Below are 16,648 nucleotides of genomic sequence, written 5' to 3' on the forward strand. Positions count from 1 at the left end.
CGAATCCGTTTCATCGGTAACGGCTTGCACTTCACCGGCTTCCGAGAAGCCCGAATAAGAGCACAAAAAAGCCATATCGATGCGGCATAGCGTGCTCACTCCGCGTGGTCACGCGGAGCTTTCGGCCACTGCGCCGACATTCCCCTAGCCACCCAAGGAAACGCACGATGATCCGCAAGAACGCACTCTGCCTGGCGCTCGTCGCCGGCCTGTCCTGCTTCTCGATCCAAGCGTCCGCCAAGACCGCCAACGCCGAAATGGATTCGGCGCCGGTCACCGAAACTCCGTTGGCCGGCGCCATGGGCGCCGCCGATTTCGCGATCTCCGCCAAGGCCGCCGCGCCGCGTCTGGTCAGCCTGGGCCAGCCGACCAGCCTGGACGTGTCCGCGCTCAAGGACCGCCGGGTCCGCCAGGACAAGAACGGCGAGCCGTTGGAAATCGGCTACGCGCGCAACATCGCGCGCAGCCAAGTTGATCTCAAGACCTTGAACTGGCTGCCGCTGGCCAATGGCGGTAGCGCCGCGCGCTTCGAAGTGTCCTCGGCCGGCGCGGTCGCGCTGCGCGCGGGCCTGTCGCTGCGCGGCGCCGGCGCCAAGTCGGCGCTGCTGCATTTCGCCGGCAACGACGGTCGCGTGTTCGAACAAAGCGGCGCGGATTTCGCCGGCAATGCGCTGGGCTGGTCGCCGGTGGTCGCCGGCGATACCGCCACGGTCGAAATCGTCCTGCCCAAGGGCGTCAGCGCGAAGTCGCTGTCGCTCAACATTCCGCAGCTCTCGCACCTGGACGTCAGCCCGGCGGCCAGCGAGAAGGCATTGCAGAAGGCCATCGGCGACAGCGATTCATGCGAGAAGGACATCGTGTGCCGGGTCAGCCCGCCGTCGGGTTTCGTGTCGACGGCCAAGTCGGTCGCGCGCATGACCTTCACCACCGGCGGCGGCACCTACCTGTGCACCGGCACCCTGCTCAACAACAATTACTCGCCGAAGAAGCGCCTGTTCTGGACCGCCGCGCATTGCATCAGCACCCAGACCGTCGCCAACACCCTGCAGACGTACTGGTTCTACGACGTCACCACCTGCAACGGCTCGGTGGTGAATTCGGCTTACACCACGCTCAGCGGCGGCGCCTATCTGCGTCATGCCAACACCACCCGCGACACCGCGCTGCTCGAACTCAAGACCGCGCCGCCGTCGGGCGCGGTATATGCGGGCTGGTCGAGCTCGGCGATCGCCTCCACCGGCACCGCCATCGAAGGCATCCACCACCCGGCCGGCGACGTCAAGAAATACTCGCTGGGTTCGGTGACCGGCCTGTCGACCTCGATCGACGGCAAGTCGCCGCTGTACCGCGTGGTCTGGAACACGGGCGTCACCGAAGGCGGCTCCTCCGGTTCGGGCCTGTTCACCGTGACCAGCAGCGGCGGCTATCAGCTGCGCGGCGGCCTGTACGGCGGAACCTCGTACTGCAGCGCGCCGCGCGATCCGGATTACTACTCGCGCTTCTCGGACATCTATTCGAGCGTATCGAGCTATTTCAATCCCTGATCACTCGGTCTGAACATGCGTGAAGGACGCGGGCCGCTGCCGATGCAGCGGCCCGTTTTTTTAGGCGCGACAACCATCGAATGCTTACGGCCAGGGCATTTCGCGCTTGGCGACCTTGGCGCTGATATCCAGGGACAACTCGCCTTCCAGTGCCGGATAACGCCGCTTCATCGCCGCGATCAAGGCTTTCGAATCCTTGGCCTTGGCCGCCTCTTCATCGAACGCGCGAATGTAATCGGCGCTGAAACGTACCGCGTCCAAGCTCTGCGCCGAACCGGGCGCGAAGTGACCGGGCACGACGACGTCGGGCTTGAGCGCTTCGATCTTTTGCAGCGTCGCCAGCCAATCCCGATGCGATTGCGGCGTGGGCGTATCGGCCATGAACAGATGTTCGCCGGCCACCACCGGCACGCCGCCGGCCACGGTGCGGATCGAAGGAATCCAGACCACGCTGCGGTCCGGCGTCGGCCCATCGAGGCCGACGATCTGCAAGGCCTGCCCTTCCAGCTCGATGTGGTCGCCTTGCAAGGGCTCGGGGATCACGATGCGCTTGGGCGCATCGGCGCCGAGCTTGGGGCCCCAGTAGGCGAGTTTCGCCGCTTGGGTCGCGCGAATGTGTTCGACCGTCTGCGGCGTCGCCAGGATCTTCGCCTGCGGAAAGGCGGCCTGCAGCGTGTCCAGGCCGAAGTAGTAATCCGGGTCGCCGTGGCTGATATAGATGGTGGTGAGGGTCTTGCCGGACGCCTTGATCCGCTCGACCAGTTCGCGCGCCTGCGCCGCGCCGAACTGCGCGTCGATCAACACCGCATCGCGCGCGCCAGTGACCAGCACCGAGCTGACCTGGAACAGGCCGTTCTTACCGGGGTTGTAGACCTGGGTCTGCAACGGCTGCGCGGCCGGTTCGGCGGGCTGAGCCGGAGCACTGGCGGCGGACGCGGTCGGTTCGGCGGTAGACGGCGCTGGTGCGTCGTGCCGAGTGCAAGCGGCGAGGCCTAGGCTCAGGCAGGCCAGCGAAACTGCGACAGACAATCGGGAGGAGGGCATGGCGGGGTTCTCCGACGAAAGGGCAGACCAAGGTGGCGGTCAGGGTGAACCAGATCCGGCGCAGATCGCGTGACGGCTTGCGCGCATGCCGCCCATCGGAAATCCGTCGATGCCGCATTGCCGCCCGGGCCCGAATCGCTATAACCTTTAAAACGAATTTTAAAGGTGAAGCATGCAACTGGAATTCCATGCCTTCAAACCGGCCGATCTGGTCGGCGGCGACCCTGCCCTGGACTTGGTCAACACCGTCACCGCGCGCGACACCCAGCCGCGCGACTGGCTCGACGACTATGCCGGGCTGCTGCGCTGGGCGCGCCAGAGCGAGTTGTTCGCGCGCGGCGATCTGAACACGCTGGACACGCTCGCCGCCGAGTCGCCGGCCAAGGCCGCGGCCGCGTTGGCGCGCTGCAAGACCTTGCGCGAAACGCTGTGCGAAGCCTTGTACGCGCTCGCCCACGGCCGGCAGCCGGACGATGCGTCGCTCGACAGCCTCGATCAGGCGCGGCTCGCCGCCTCGCGCGCCGCGCGGCTGGTCTCGCGCGATTCGCGCTTGCAGACGCAATGGTCGGTAGAACGTTCCGGCCTCGATCTGATCGCGCACGTCATCACCGCGTATGCGATCGAACTGCTCAAGGACGCGCGCCTGGACCGGCTGCGCGTGTGCGACGGCAACGATTGCGGCTGGGTGTTCATCGACACCTCCAAGAACGGCCGCCGGCGCTGGTGCGATATGGCCACCTGCGGCAACGTGGCCAAGGCGCGGCGGTTCCAGCAGCGGCAACGCGACGACTAGCGCTCCGCGCACAGGACGCCACAGTGAACCCAACGCCTCCGCGTCATCCGGAACCCGCCGTGTACTGGCTGGCCAGCGCCCTGCTCGCCGCGACCTGCGCGACCGCCTACGCCATGGCCTACCACCGTCCCTCGGCGCATGCGCCCGAACCGCTGCGTTGGGCGCCGCCGAATATCAGCAGCGACCAATACGAATCCTCGCCGACCTTCAGCCCCGACGGCCGCGAGATCTATTTCATGCGCAGCGACCGGCAATTCGCCAACTGGCGGCTGCTGCATTCGCGCTGCGAGGCCGGCGGCTGGTCGACGCCAAGCGCGCCACCGTTCGCCGCGTCCAAGCCGGGCCTCGACGCGGACCCGTTCGTGACCGCCGACGGCCGCCGCCTGTATTTCGTATCCGCGCGCCACGACCCCAAGGGCGAAGACCTCGACATCTACGTCGTCGAACGCACACGCGAAGGCGAATGGAGTCAGCCGCAACGCCTGCCCGAACCGGTCAATTCGAAAGCGTCCGAACTGCTGCCGCGCGCGACGGCCGACGGTCGTCTTTACTTCGGCTCCAGCCGCGACGGCGGCCATGGCAACGGCGATATCTACCTGGCCACGCCGCAAGCCGAGGGCGCCTGGCAGGTGCGCAATCTCGGCTCGCCGGTCAGCACCGCGGCGAACGAGTACGAAGCCGAGGTTTCGCGCGACGGCCGTCGCATGATCGCGGTGATCGACCGCGGCGACCGCTCGCATCTGTACCGTTTCGAACGCAGCGGCAATGCCTGGAAGGAGCGCGGCCGCATCGCCGCGCGCGCCGATGTGTTCCAGGTCGGTCCGTTGCTGTCGCCACGCGGCGACCGGCTGTTGTTCGCGCAGGCCGACGGCGAACGCTCCGGCGAATTCTTCGTGGTCGATCTGACGACGTCGCCCGATAAACGCTGGCCGCCCGATTGCGCGAGCGCCAAGCGCTGACTACGCCCGCGGCGGCAGCCTCAACCGCCGGCCGCGCCGCTTTGCAGCAAGGTACTGCTCCACAACACCGCCGCGAACGCCGATCCGAACATCGCCATCGCCGCGCCGGTGATGCCCAGCGCCACCCACATCGCCACCACCTGCTCGACATCGCGCTGGATCACCACCCAGGTCGCCGTTTCGGCTTCAGGCGCGGGGTTTTCGATCGACAGTTCGACCACGCCATCGTCGGGGGTGATGAAACTGGTGACGACCCGGTCCGGGGGCGGCTGACGGTTGTAGCGCACCCGCAGCCACTTGCCGTATTGCTCCAGCTCGGCGCCTTTCGCGTCGCGCAGGACGAAGCGCGCGTCGTCGAAATAATTGCGATAGTCGCGGCGCTCGATCGACACGTTGCAATAGACCGTGCCGGGCAATTCCAGCCGCTGCCGCGGCAAAGGGCGCACCCGCGCCAACGTCGCGCTGGCGTGCACGCGCATGCCGTACTTGAACGCGAGGATCATGAACACGACGCCAAGCACGGCGGCGGCCGGAAACACGAAATGCCAAAGCGTCCATGCCATTAATGATGTCTCCTGTGTATGCGTCGAACGCGCCAGCGCTCGCTCAAGCGGAAATGCCGGGCGCGTGCTCGTCCTCGTGATCCTGCCGCGACGGCCGCGGCTTGGGCGCGATCAGCGGGGTCTGCTGCATGTTGCCGTACAACAGCGAAGTCCCCGCGCGCACGCCGCCGACCAGTTCGAGTTCGAACCGTTCCGCGTCGCGGCGGCGGATGTCGGCCACCACCTCGGCGGCTTCGTCGACCGGCACGCCGAGTTCGACCAGCGCCGCCTCGCCGAAGCGCATCGCCGATTCGAAGGTCTCGCGCACCTGCAGGTCGACCCCGGCATGCACCAGGTCCAGCGCGTGTTCGCGGTCGAAGCTGCGCGCCAGCAAGCGCGCCTGCGGAAATTCGTGGCGGATCAGCTGCGCGGTGATCGTCGCAGCGGCGCGGTCGTCGATGCAGATCGCGATCAACTGGGCGCTGTCGGCGCCGGAGGCATGCAACACGTCCAGGCGCGTGCCGTCGCCGTAATAGACCTTGAAACCGAAGGTCTGCGCGCTTTCGATCATCTCCACGTCGGTGTCGATGATCGACACCTCGACCCCACGCGCGAGCAACGATTGCGAAACGACTTGGCCGAACCGGCCGAAGCCGATCAGCAGCACGCTGCCGCTGAGCCCGTTAGGTTCGTCCACGCCCTCCAGCGACAGCGCGATCTTCGGCGACAGCTTGCGCAAGGCGATGATCGCCAGCGGGGTCAAGGTCATCGACAGCACCACGATGGCGGTCAGGTTGGCGTTGATCTCGGCGTCGATCAGCTTGGCCGCGGCGGCGGCGGAAAACAGCACGAACGCGAATTCGCCGCCCTGTGCCATCAGCACCGCGCGGTCCAGCGACTCGGTGTGGCAGGACTTGAGCAGCCGCGCGACGATGTAGATGCACAGCGCCTTGACCAACATCAGCGTCAGCACCCCGCCGACGATCAGTGGCCAGTTCGCCGCGACCACGGTCAGGTTCAGCGACATGCCCACGCTGAGGAAGAACAGGCCCAGCAGGATGCCGCGGAAGGGTTCGACATCGGCCTCGAGCTGATGGCGGAAAGTCGATTCCGACAGCAGCACCCCGGCCAGGAACGCGCCCATCGCCATCGACAGGCCGCCGATCTGCATCAGCAGCGCCGCGCCGAGCACCACCAGCAGCGCCGCCGCAGTCATCACCTCACGCGCCTTGGCCGCGGCGAGCACGCGGAACAGCGGGTTCAACAGCCAGATGCCGGCCGCGAGCAGGGTCGCCAACGAAGCCATGGCGATGCCGATGTCGAGCCAGCGAGAATGGGTGACGCCGCTCGCGTCCGGCGGCGCCATCAGCGCGACCAGCGCCAGCAGCGGCACGATCAGCAGGTCCTCGAACAGCAGGATCGCGACGATCCGCTGACCGCGCGGCAAGGCCAGGTCGCCGCGTTCGCCGAGGATCTGCATCACGATCGCGGTCGAGGTGAGCACGAAGCCCATCGCGCCGATGAAGGCCACCACCGGCGGAAAACCGAACAACAGCCCGACCCCGGTCATCGCCGCCGAGCACAGCGCGATCTGCGCGGTGCCCAGGCCGAAGATGTCGCGACGCAGGCTCCACAGGTGCGAGGGCCGCATCTCCAGGCCGATGATGAACAAGAACATCACCACGCCGAGTTCGGCGACATGCAGGATCGCCTGCGGATCGGCGAAGAAACCCAGCCCGAACGGCCCGATCGCCAGCCCCGCGGCCAGATAACCGAGCACCGAGCCCAGGCCGATCCGCTTGAACACCGGGACCGCGATCACGCCCGCCGCCAGCAGCACCACCACATTGACCAGTTCGCTGCCCTGCGCCTGAGCTGCCATCGCGCGTCTCCCGTGTTGCGGTTGCCGTTGATCGATCGCGCGGACGGGGCAATGGCCGAGTCGTGGGCCGGTCGTGAGCCGAGTCCGACAGCCACCGCCGCGCCGCTACAGCCTAACAGGCGTGGTGGCGCGGACCGCCGCGCAGTGCACGTTCCAGGCGGGGTAAAGCCACCCAACCCGACGCCGGCATTGCGTATCATCGCCACCATCCTCGCCCCCGACCCGCCGCCCCAGGAACGCAATCAGGATGTTTCGCCGCATGGCCGCGCCCGCCCTTGCCTGTGTGATCGGCCTCGCCTCGACGGTCGGGCCGGTGCATGCGCAAAGCGACCGCGTGCAGGTGGTCAGCGCCACCCTCGCCGATCACCCCATCGACGGCGCGACGGTGAGCCTGCAACGCGCCGACCGACCCTCGCTGGTCGCGACCACCGACGCGCAAGGCCGCGCCACGCTCGACCCGGTGCTCGCGCGCGATCCACAATCGCGATTGGTGATCAGCAAACCCGGTTACGCCGAACTGATCGCGCAATGCCCCTGCGACGTCCCGGCGTATGCGCTCAGCCCGGTGATGCACAATCTTGACGGCCTGCGCGTGGTGCTCAGCTGGGGCGATACCCCGGCCGATCTGGACGCGCATCTGAGCTATCCCGGCAATCACGTCTATTTCGAACGCAAGAGCGGACGAGACGCCAGCCTGGACCTGGATCACAGCGGCCAGCGCGGCCCGGAAACCATCACCGTGCAACGCCGCCATCCCGGCGAGGCGTACACCTTCGCGGTCCACGACTTCGGCCATCGCGACCGGGCCGACAGCCGCGCGCTCGCGCGCAGCCAGGCGCAGGTGTTCGTCTACGTCGGCGAATCGCTGGTGCGCAGTTACCGGGTGCCGCGCGATCAGGTCGGCAATCTGTGGACCGTGTTTCGGGTCGATGGCGAAGGCCGCTTTGACGATCTCAATGCGATCAGCACGGTCGCGGTCAATGCCGAGCGTATCGGCGACGAGATCGCGCGCATCGGCGGACACGGCGGCGATGAACCAGTTGGCAGCGAAGCCGGCGACGCGGCGATCGCGACCAATCTGCGCGGCGAAGCGGCGTATCGCAACGGCGATCTGCGCGGCGCGGTGGCGCTGTACCAGCAGGCGATCGAACTTAATCCCGCGCATGCGCTGAGCTACAGCAATCTGGGCCTGGCCTACGTCAAGCTGGGCCGCGCCGCCGAGGCGATCTGGGCCTCGCGCAAGGCCATCGCCCTGGCCAAGGGCGCGGGCGCGGCGACGATCCGCGCCGGCGCGTACTACAACATCGGCAAACTCTACGAAGAAGACGGCCAGTACGAACGGGCCATGTCGAACTATCTGGCGGCCAAGCGCGAAAAGCCGGACAAGACCTACGATCAGGCATTGGAGCGTGTCAGTGGCTATTGAACACCCGCGCGGCGAGCGCGTGCGCATGCGCCGTCCGATGTTGTTGGCGCTGTCGCTGCTGCTGTGCGGCGCGCTGACGACGGCCCAGGCCGCCGGCCCGTCCGAAGTCGCCCGCGCCGACCGCGCGACCTGGCCGCACGCGTTGAATTCGCCGGCCGCGTTCGATCGCGCCTCGCGCGCCGAGATACTCGCCTTCGGCCACGAACTGGCGCTCAGCGAAGCCGTCGACGACTCGGCCTTGGCGCAAAGGCTCAAGCTCAAGCAGATCGATCGCGCCTGGGTCGACAAGATCCGCGCGCGTTTCTGGCAGCGGCTGAGCACGAACTACCGCCTCGCCGCGCGCGCCTGCGCGCCGCGCGAAGCGTTCTGCCAACCCGCCGCCGACACCGTCGCGTTGCGCGCGCTAGCACTCGCCTTCAACGCCGCGCCCGATCCCGCCTACGCCGCCTGGCGCGGCGACGCGGCGCGTTTCCATCGCATCTATCTCGACGAACAACTGCGCCTGGCCGCGCTGTTCCCGCGCACCAGCAGCGAGATCGACACCTATTCGGCCGACGAAGTCGACGGCAGCGAACTGCCCGACCGGCAGTTCCTGCTGACCTTCGACGATGGCCCCAGCGCGGCCGGCGGCAACACCGACAAACTGCTGCGGATGTTGCGCGAGCACAAGCTCGACGCGACCTTCTTCCTGCTCGGGCAGTCCTTGCAGCAACAGGTCGCGGCGAATCCGAAGCTGAGCACCGCGCAGCGCTATGCCGGCATGTGCGTGGCCTCGCACGGCTGGGAGCATCAGTCGCATTCGCGCTGGCCGCAATGGCAGGACTCGGTCGTGCGCAGCGCGGCCTTGATCAAGGCTCAATCCGGCCCGCTGTACGTGCCTTTGTTCCGACCTCCATACGGACAGCGTCTTGCCGACAGCGGCGCTTTCTTTCGCGAACACGGCCAGCGCGTGGTGCTGTGGGGCATCGATTCGCAGGACTGGAACGCGAAGATGACGCCGACCGACATGCAAGGCCGCATGCTCAGCCTGATGCTGCTGTGGCGGCACGGCACGATCCTGTTCCACGACATACACGACAAGGCACGCATCGCGTTGCCATGGGTGTTGCAGCACACCCGCGGCGCCGGCGTGCACTGGGTCGATTGCAAGGATTATCCGGCGCGCGGCTGATCGCTTCGGATAATTTCATTCGTCGCTCGCGCGGTTTCGTCGGCCCGATCCGCGCTTCATCGCAAACCCCTCCCAGGCATATTCACGCCGGATGCCGCCTGCGCCACATTCGCCGCGACGCCGCCCACGGCGGCGTCGTTCGCGCGATCCGGGCGTACGTCCGACCGGATGGGACGCCCAAGGGGACAGGGCCGCGCGGACTTCAGTCCATCGACACCCAAGGAAGATTCGCCATGCTCAAGACCCACACCGCCTCGGCGCTGGCCGCCGGTTTGCTCTCACTGATCCTGCCGCTGGCCGCATTCGCGTCCGATCCGCCCAGCGTCTGGGAAAACCAGTCCGCCTGTGGCGGCAAGTATTCGGCCAAACTCAAACTGGATTTCGGCCAGAGCGGCACCACCGCCAGCGCCCACGCCGAAGCCAGCCTGGTGCGCCATCCCTTCGCCCACGGCTCGATCCCGTTTCCAAGCTATTTCGTCGCCGAAAGCACGGTGATGCGGCGCAACGCCGTCAACCCCAATTGGACCAGCGACACTCACAGCAGCGAAGTCTATGGCGCCTATTCGACCGCGCCGGTCACCGCGAACGGCATGTTGTTCAAGGATGCCGGCTGCGAACTGGTCGCCAGCGCCATCGTCAACGTGCATTGCCCCGACGGCAGTTGGGAAACCAAGCAGCTGACGCGCAATTGGGTCGGTTGCGGTTTGTAAGCTGTTCGGCGGCCGCGCGCTGACGCGTGGCCGCGCGCTCGGTAACGCATCGGCCGGAACTTGATGCGATAGCGGCGTTGCTTGTCGCGACGAATGCCCACGCCGTGGTCGGCCGATTACATCGTCTACCACGGCTTTACGTTGCGCGACATCGATCGACCGGCGATCGGCACGGAACGATCGCGCCGGTCCGAGCCGGGGTACCTCGCCTGCGCGCACGCCCACCGCTGCGCACGACGTCCGGCCTCGAGTCCGCCGTCAGGCAGATCCGGCGCAACCTTGCCGAACCATGAGCCGTTGTTCGCGCCGATTGCGAGTACCCGTAAGCGCACGAAGGATTTCGCGCGCCTGAGTCACTCACTGCAAGGATGAACCATGAACAGTTGCATCGTCCGCCGGCGCTGGCCGCCGCCGGCGCGAGGGTTCGGCGACGGCAGCGAACGCCCCGACGCCAGCGGCATGGTTCCGAAGCCAACGATACCGGCTGCGTCCGCGCCGCCGATTTCACCGATTCGCCACTCAAACAAGGAACGTTCCATGCGCAAGAATCCCTCGATCGGCCTGTGCGCGACCTTGGCCCTGTGCCTGCTCGCCTCGCTGCCCGCCGGCGCCACGCCACCGCCGGATGTCGACGCTTCGGTCCCGCTGTGCAACGGCGCCTACACCGGCCGCTTCGTCTTCGATTTCGGCAACACCACTTCCACCGCGACGGTGGTCGTCAACACCACCATCGTTCCGGCCAACGGCTTCAGCCCACCGCCACCTCCGGTGCCGCACTACTCCCTGCGTTCGCAGGCGGGGCACCGCAACAGTCCGAGCGATCCGCGCACCTTCACCACGACGCAGCTTCAAGGCGACAACCAGTATCCGCCGGCGCCGGCCGAAGCGATCAAGCTCGCCGGCCGCAGCCCGACTTGCGAGCTGAGCGCATACGCCGTCATCGACGTGGTCTGCCCGAACGGCACGGTCGACAATCGCAGCAAACAACAAACCTGGGTCGGTTGCGGGCTTTGAGACCATGCGTAACGCAGGGGATCGCGGCGAACGCACCAACGCACGCGGCGTTATCTCGAAGCCAACGATGTCGGCTACGCACGCGTGCCGACTTCATCGATCATCACTTAAACAAGGAACGTTCCATGCGCAAGCAATCGTTGATCCCCGCCTGCACGACAGGCCTGTTCGCCTTGGTCCTGTGCTCGGCCGCCGCCGCGACGCCGCCACCGAATGCGTCCTCCATCATTCCTATCTGCGGCTATGTCATCGATTTGAATCTAAGCTTCGGCCAGACCGGCACCACCGCTCAGGTCAGCGCCGACGCCGACCTGCAGCCCGACGGTTTCAGTCCGCCCGCTCCGCTTCCGGTCAATTACACGGTCTACGCTTCCGCCAGTTGGCGCGACAGCATCCATCCCAATTGGGACGTCAATGAGGATTCGCGCAGCGGTAGCGCGTCCTTTCCCGCCACGTCCGCTCACGCCGGCCAACTCGCCTTCAAGGATGCCGGCTGCCAACTCAAGGGCGTCGCCACGGTCGTAGTCACCTGCGCCAGCGGCCCGCCGCAGACGCGAACACTGGAGCGCACCTGGAACGGCTGCGGTATCTGATCGCCAGGCCGGACGCCGCCACCGCGGCGCCCGGCTTCGCCGGCTCAGACCAACGCGGCCTGATGCACGCCCGCCACCGCGCGGCCTGACGGATCGGCGGCATTGGCGAACGACGCATCCCAGGCGATCGCCGCCGGCGAGGAACATGCGATCGATTTGCCGCCGGGCACGGACTCGGCGCAGGCGGTGCCGGGAAACAGACGCTCGAACAGACCGCGGTAGTAATAGGCCTCCTTGGTCTGCGGGGTGTTGATCGGAAAGCGGCTGGCGGCGGTGGCGAATTCGCGATCGCCGACCTGCGCCTCGGCGTGCGCCTTGAGCCCGTCGATCCAGCCATAGCCCACGCCGTCGCTGAACTGTTCCTTCTGCCGCCACAGGATCGAATCGGGCAGATAGCCTTCGAAGGCTTCGCGCAACACCGCTTTCTCGATCCGGCCCGAGGCCTTGTCGACCATCTTGGCCTGCGCGTCCATGCGCATCGCCACTTCGATGAACTCCACGTCCAGGAACGGCACCCGCGGCTCCACGCCCCAGGCCATCATCGACTTGTTGGCGCGCAGGCAGTCGAAGCTGTGCAGCGCATCGAGCTTGCGCACCAGTTCTTCGTGGAACTCGCGCGCGTTCGGCGCCTTGTGGAAATACAGGTAGCCGCCGAAGATTTCGTCCGAGCCTTCGCCCGACAGCACCATCTTCACCCCCATCGCCTTGATCCGGCGCGCGAGCAGGAACATTGGCGTGGAGGCGCGGATCGTGGTGACGTCGTAGGTCTCGATGTGCGCGATCACATCGGGCAGCACGTCCAGGCCTTCTTCGAAGGTGTAGGTGAAGCCGTGATGGACGGTGCCAAGCGCGGCTGCGGCGACCTCGGCCGCGGCCAGATCGGGCGAGCCTTCCAGGCCAATCGCGAAGGAATGCAGACGCGGCCACCAAGCTTCGGCCTGATCGTCCTCTTCGATGCGCCGACGCGCGAAACGCGCCGCGCAGGCCGCGACCAACGACGAATCCAGACCACCCGACAACAGCACCCCATACGGCACGTCACTCATCATCTGCCGATGCACCGCGCGCTCGAAGGCTTCGCGCAGTTCCTGCTTCGACACTTCCACGCCCTCGGTCGCCGCGTAATCGCGCCACGGACGCTGGTAGTACTTCACCGGCACGCCGACCTCGCTGTCGTAATAATGCCCGGGCGGGAACGCCGCGACGTCGTCGCACAGCCGCGCCAGCGCCTTCATTTCCGAGGCCACCCACAAACGGCCGTCGGCGTCGTGGCCCCAGTACAAGGGACACACGCCGAACGGATCGCGCGCGATCACGTAGCGGCCGCGCGCCGCATCCCACAGGGCGAAAGCGAAGATGCCGTTGAGACGGTTGAGCAGTTCGCCCAGGTCGGCGCTTTCGCGGTACAGGGCGTTGATGACTTCGCAGTCGGACTTGGTCTGGAACGCATACGGTTGAGCGAGCTGCTGCTCGAGTTCGCGATGGTTGTAGATCTCGCCGTTGACCGCCAGCGCCAGGTCGCCGTCGACCGAACGCAGCGGCTGCGAGCCGCCGGTCGGATCGACGATGGCCAGGCGCTCATGCACCAGGATCGCGCGTGGTTCGACGCTGACGCCGGACCAGTCGGGTCCGCGATGGCGCTGCTTCGCCGACAGGGACAGGGCCAGCGGCCGCAGCGGCCGCAGGTCGGCGCCGGGGCGCAGGTCGAACAAACCAAGGATCGAGCACATCGACGCATCTCCAGTGGGGGTGTGAGGCTTTGTTGAATCCCAGGCCATGGATGGCCGGGCTCTTATTCAAGGACGGATACATGACCCAATAACGAAAAAGCCCGCACTTCGCAGTGCGGGCTTCCTGAGCGATTGAGCGTGTGTTGCGCGCGCTAATCGCCGGCCCGCGGGAGGCTGGCGTTATTGCGATTATTATTGTTGCCCCGTACCGCGGCCGAACGCGCGCGGCCGGCGAAGGCGGCGTTGCGGGCAGTGGCGATGGCGGGATGCGAGCTCATGGACCGATCCTGCTTGAGGACGCCGCCGGATGCAAGCGCCCCGGATGCGGGCCAGCGCGACGGCCGTCGCGGACCCGCGATTTGCCCCCGCCCGTCCCACCCGCCCTGGCGTCTTCACCTGCAAGGGCCTTCAATCCCGCCGCTATTTGGCCAGGCAGCAGGCCGGTTGCGGCGAATTTAAAAGCGGCCGCCTGCCGCCTCACCATGACAAGAAGCCAGATTCCGTGGCCGCCCGAACAAAACCTTTCTTCGACGAACCCGCCACTTCATCCCAGCTTCGCCGAGCCGCCGCGGACTTCGGCTAAGCTCGCCCCACGGAGGACCTTCATGGCCAAATGGATCAAGCGCGGTGTGCTCGCGCTGCTTTGCCTGTTCGCGATCGCCGCGGTCGGCGCCTGGTGGTTGCTGCGCGGCAGCCTGCCGCAATTGCAGGGCGAGCTCGCCCTGCCCGGCCTGTCGGCGCCGGTCACGATCCAGCGCGATGCGCTCGGCGTGGTCACCGTCGACGCCGCCAACGAAACCGATGCGATGCGCGCGCTGGGCTATGTCCACGGCCAGGAGCGCTACTTCGAAATGGATCTGCTGCGGCGCACCGCCGCCGGCGAGCTGTCGGCGCTGTTCGGCGAACGCGCGCTCGATTACGACCGCCGCCATCGCGTGCACCGCCTGCGCAGCCGCGTAGACAAAGAACTGGCCGCCTTCGCCGCCGACAAGACCGCGCTGCTGCAGGCCTATAGCGACGGCGTCAATGCCGGCCTGCACGGGCTGTCGCGCAAGCCGTGGCCGTATCTGCTGCTGCATGCGCAGCCCGAGGCGTGGACAGTGACCGACTCTGCCTTGGTCGGCTACGCCATGTATTTCGATCTGCAGGACGGCGGCAATGCGCGCGAATTCGGCGACTGGCAGCTAGGCCATTCGCTGCCCGCGCCGCTGTACCAACTGCTGACCCACGCCGGCACCAGTTGGGATGCGCCGCTGTTCGGCGCGCCGATCGGCGACGCAGTCCTGCCTGGCGCCGATCAGGTCGACCTGCGCAAACTGCCCACGCCGGCGCCTGGCGGCCTGCTGCAACTGCCGTTTCCCGACGAGATCGGCAGCAACAATTTCGCCGTCGCCGGCAGCCTTACCGCCGACCGCCGCGCGATCGTCGCCGACGACATGCACCTGGGCCTGCGCGCGCCCAACCTGTGGTTCCGCGCGCGCCTGCGCTACGCCGACACGCGCGTGCCCGGCGGCCGCATCGACGCCAACGGCTTCACCCTGCCCGGCCTGCCGGCGCTGGTGGTCGGCAGCAACGGCCAGGTCGCCTGGGCGTTCACCAACAGCTACGGCGACTGGGCCGACTGGTCGCTGGAACCGGGTTGCGCGAGCACCGCCAAGGCCGGCGGCTGCGCCGGCCTGATCGAGCATGAGGAACTCATCGCGGTCAAAGGCCGCGCGGCGCAGAAGTTCCTCGTACGCGAAACCGCCTGGGGCCCGCTGATGCACGACAACGCCGACGGCAGCGCGCTGGCGCTGCGCTGGTCGGCGCATCTGCCCGGCGCGCTCAACATGGGCCTGTCGGAACTGACTCGCGCGCAATCGGTCGACGACGCGATGAGCATCGCGCGCGATGTCGCCCTGCCGGTGCAGAACCTGGTCGTCGGCGACCGCGACGGCAAGATCGGCTGGCGCCTGCTCGGCCCGATTCCCGAGCGTGAAGGCGATTGCGCCACCAAGCTGGCGGTCGAGAACGCTGACCCGCGCGGGCAAGCGCTCACGCCGCCGACCTGTCCGCCATGGACCATCCAGACCCAGGACGCACCGCACCTGATCGCGCCGCCGTCGGGCCGACTGTGGACCGCGAACACCCGCACCCTCGACGGCCTGGAACTCGAACGCATCGGCGACGGTAACTATGTGCTGGGCGCGCGCGCCGGACAGATCCGAGACGGCCTGTTCGCCAAGCAGCGTTTCAACGAACGCGATCTGCTGGCGATCCAGCTCGATGATCGCGCCCTGTTCCTGCAGCGCTGGTGGAAGCTGTTGCAGGATCAAGCCGCGCGTACGGACAAGAACGGCAACGGCACCGCGCTGAGCACGATCGCCGCCGCCGCGAAACACTGGGAAGGCCGCGCCGAACCCGGTTCGGTCAGCTATCGCCTGGTCCGCAACTGGCGTCGCGCCGTGCATACCCGCATCGCCAACGGCCTGACCGCACCGGCGCAGGTCGCGTTGGGCAAGCAATTCGAGATGCCCGAATTCAAGCAACTCGAAGGCGTGGTCTGGCCGCTGCTTGAGCAGCGTCCGGCGAACCTGCTGCCGCGCAACGAAGCATCATGGGACGACCTGCTCGAACACGCCGCGCGCGACGTGCTCGACGACTTCGATATCGCGCCCGGCGCCAACGCCGCCGCGGCCTTGGCCAAGCATTCGTGGGGCGAGCACAACACCGCGCGCATCTGCCACCCGCTCGCCTCGGCCCTGCCCGGCTTCGCCAAGCGCGCGCTGTGCATGCCGTTCGACCAACTTCCCGGCGACGCGGCGATGCCGCGCGTACAGCGACCGGATTTCGGCGCCTCCGAACGCATGGTGGTATCGCCGGGCCACGAGGTCGACGGCATCATCCACATGCCCGGCGGCCAGAGCGGGCATCCGCTGTCGCCGTTCTGGGGCGCGGGTCATGACGATTGGGTACACGGGCGGCCGACGCCGTTCTTGCCGGGCACCGCGCGTTATACCTTGACGTTGAAGCCGTAGTGATTGCTTAGGCGGCGTGGCGACTCCGCGCATCATGCTTGCGGTTTCGGTTGCCGTTGCCGTTGCCGTTGCCGTTGCCGTTGAAGCATAGCTTTAGCTTTGGCTTGAGTCTGAAGCCGCGCAGTTCATCCAGCGCTGCGAAGCCCGTAACTCGCGTTAGCAAAAGCACACCCGAAGGGCGGCGTGCAGGATGCACGCCGTGCGCCACCGGGACATGGATGTC

General features: G+C 67.1%; 15 protein-coding genes. 9 read left to right on the top strand and 6 right to left on the bottom strand.

Translation table 11 applies throughout. From position 1 onward, the window contains the following. Positions 1-167: 167 nt before the first annotated feature. Entirely contained in the window at positions 168-1,544 is a 1,377-nt protein-coding gene (locus ASD86_RS07280) for a trypsin-like peptidase domain-containing protein (protein ID WP_056108765.1), read from the top strand. Between the two features lie 84 nt (positions 1,545-1,628). On the opposite strand, the gene ASD86_RS07285 is transcribed toward ASD86_RS07280, so the two are convergent. Further along, positions 1,629-2,588 carry an MBL fold metallo-hydrolase gene (locus tag ASD86_RS07285; protein ID WP_056108768.1) on the bottom strand — a complete coding sequence of 320 codons (960 nt, stop codon included), beginning with the start codon at positions 2,586-2,588 and terminating at the stop codon, positions 1,629-1,631. Positions 2,589-2,760: 172 nt separating this feature from the next. Between ASD86_RS07285 and ASD86_RS07290 the strand changes: the two genes are divergently transcribed. Beyond that, positions 2,761-3,381: a CGNR zinc finger domain-containing protein gene (locus ASD86_RS07290; protein ID WP_056108770.1), complete on the top strand. Its 621-nt coding sequence runs from the start codon at positions 2,761-2,763 to the stop codon at positions 3,379-3,381. Positions 3,382-3,404: 23 nt separating this feature from the next. Beyond that, positions 3,405-4,340 (top strand): PD40 domain-containing protein, encoded by a 936-nt coding sequence (locus ASD86_RS07295; RefSeq protein ID WP_157476276.1) that lies wholly within the window; start codon positions 3,405-3,407, stop codon positions 4,338-4,340. Between the two features lie 20 nt (positions 4,341-4,360). On the opposite strand, the gene ASD86_RS07300 is transcribed toward ASD86_RS07295, so the two are convergent. Both ASD86_RS07300 and ASD86_RS07305 read right to left on the bottom strand, forming a co-directional pair. Continuing rightward, the gene (locus tag ASD86_RS07300; RefSeq protein ID WP_056108775.1) at positions 4,361-4,903 is read right to left on the bottom strand and encodes a hypothetical protein; all 543 of its coding nucleotides are present in this window, start codon (positions 4,901-4,903) and stop codon (positions 4,361-4,363) included. Between the two features lie 43 nt (positions 4,904-4,946). Continuing rightward, positions 4,947-6,764 (bottom strand): monovalent cation:proton antiporter-2 (CPA2) family protein, encoded by a 1,818-nt coding sequence (locus tag ASD86_RS07305; RefSeq protein ID WP_056108780.1) that lies wholly within the window; start codon positions 6,762-6,764, stop codon positions 4,947-4,949. A gap of 259 nt (positions 6,765-7,023) precedes the next feature. Here ASD86_RS07305 and ASD86_RS07310 point away from each other — a divergent pair, with 259 nt between their 5' ends. The 3 genes from ASD86_RS07310 (at position 7,024) to ASD86_RS07320 (ending at position 10,071) form a co-directional block, all read left to right on the top strand. Further along, the gene (locus tag ASD86_RS07310; protein ID WP_056108784.1) at positions 7,024-8,190 is read left to right on the top strand and encodes a tetratricopeptide repeat protein; all 1,167 of its coding nucleotides are present in this window, start codon (positions 7,024-7,026) and stop codon (positions 8,188-8,190) included. Further along, a complete protein-coding gene (locus tag ASD86_RS07315) occupies positions 8,180-9,361 on the top strand; it encodes a polysaccharide deacetylase family protein (protein ID WP_200957218.1) in 1,182 nt (393 codons plus the stop codon). Before ASD86_RS07310 ends, ASD86_RS07315 begins: the two co-directional genes overlap by 11 nt. Before the next feature lie 233 nt (positions 9,362-9,594). After that, positions 9,595-10,071: a hypothetical protein gene (locus tag ASD86_RS07320; protein ID WP_056108787.1), complete on the top strand. Its 477-nt coding sequence runs from the start codon at positions 9,595-9,597 to the stop codon at positions 10,069-10,071. 353 nt (positions 10,072-10,424) lie between these two features. Here ASD86_RS07320 and ASD86_RS07325 read toward each other — a convergent pair whose 3' ends face one another. Further along, positions 10,425-10,610 carry a hypothetical protein gene (locus ASD86_RS07325; RefSeq protein ID WP_056108790.1) on the bottom strand — a complete coding sequence of 62 codons (186 nt, stop codon included), beginning with the start codon at positions 10,608-10,610 and terminating at the stop codon, positions 10,425-10,427. Between ASD86_RS07325 and ASD86_RS07330 the strand changes: the two genes are divergently transcribed. Together ASD86_RS07330 and ASD86_RS07335 are read left to right on the top strand one after the other, a co-directional pair. Continuing rightward, on the top strand, positions 10,609-11,085 hold the full coding sequence (locus tag ASD86_RS07330; RefSeq protein WP_056108795.1) for a hypothetical protein: 477 nt from the start codon (positions 10,609-10,611) through the stop codon (positions 11,083-11,085). The two genes, ASD86_RS07325 and ASD86_RS07330, sit on opposite strands and share 2 nt — an antisense overlap. Positions 11,086-11,210: 125 nt before the next feature. Beyond that, positions 11,211-11,678, top strand: a complete 468-nt coding sequence (locus ASD86_RS07335; RefSeq protein WP_056108798.1) for a hypothetical protein — start codon at positions 11,211-11,213, stop codon at positions 11,676-11,678. A gap of 44 nt (positions 11,679-11,722) precedes the next feature. Here ASD86_RS07335 and asnB read toward each other — a convergent pair whose 3' ends face one another. After that, entirely contained in the window at positions 11,723-13,408 is a 1,686-nt protein-coding gene (gene asnB / locus ASD86_RS07340) for an asparagine synthase B (RefSeq protein WP_056108801.1), read from the bottom strand. A gap of 605 nt (positions 13,409-14,013) precedes the next feature. On the opposite strand from asnB, the gene ASD86_RS07345 reads away from it, so the two are divergent. Further along, positions 14,014-16,425 carry a penicillin acylase family protein gene (locus ASD86_RS07345; RefSeq protein ID WP_056108804.1) on the top strand — a complete coding sequence of 804 codons (2,412 nt, stop codon included), beginning with the start codon at positions 14,014-14,016 and terminating at the stop codon, positions 16,423-16,425. Between the two features lie 7 nt (positions 16,426-16,432). Here the strand turns inward: ASD86_RS07345 and ASD86_RS27715 are convergent. Then, positions 16,433-16,648 (bottom strand): hypothetical protein (locus ASD86_RS27715; RefSeq protein ID WP_235567688.1); only part of this gene is annotated, 216 nt, incomplete at its 5' end.

Source organism: Lysobacter sp. Root690, assembly GCF_001427785.1.
In the GTDB taxonomy this organism is placed as follows: Bacteria; Pseudomonadota; Gammaproteobacteria; order Xanthomonadales; family Xanthomonadaceae; genus Lysobacter.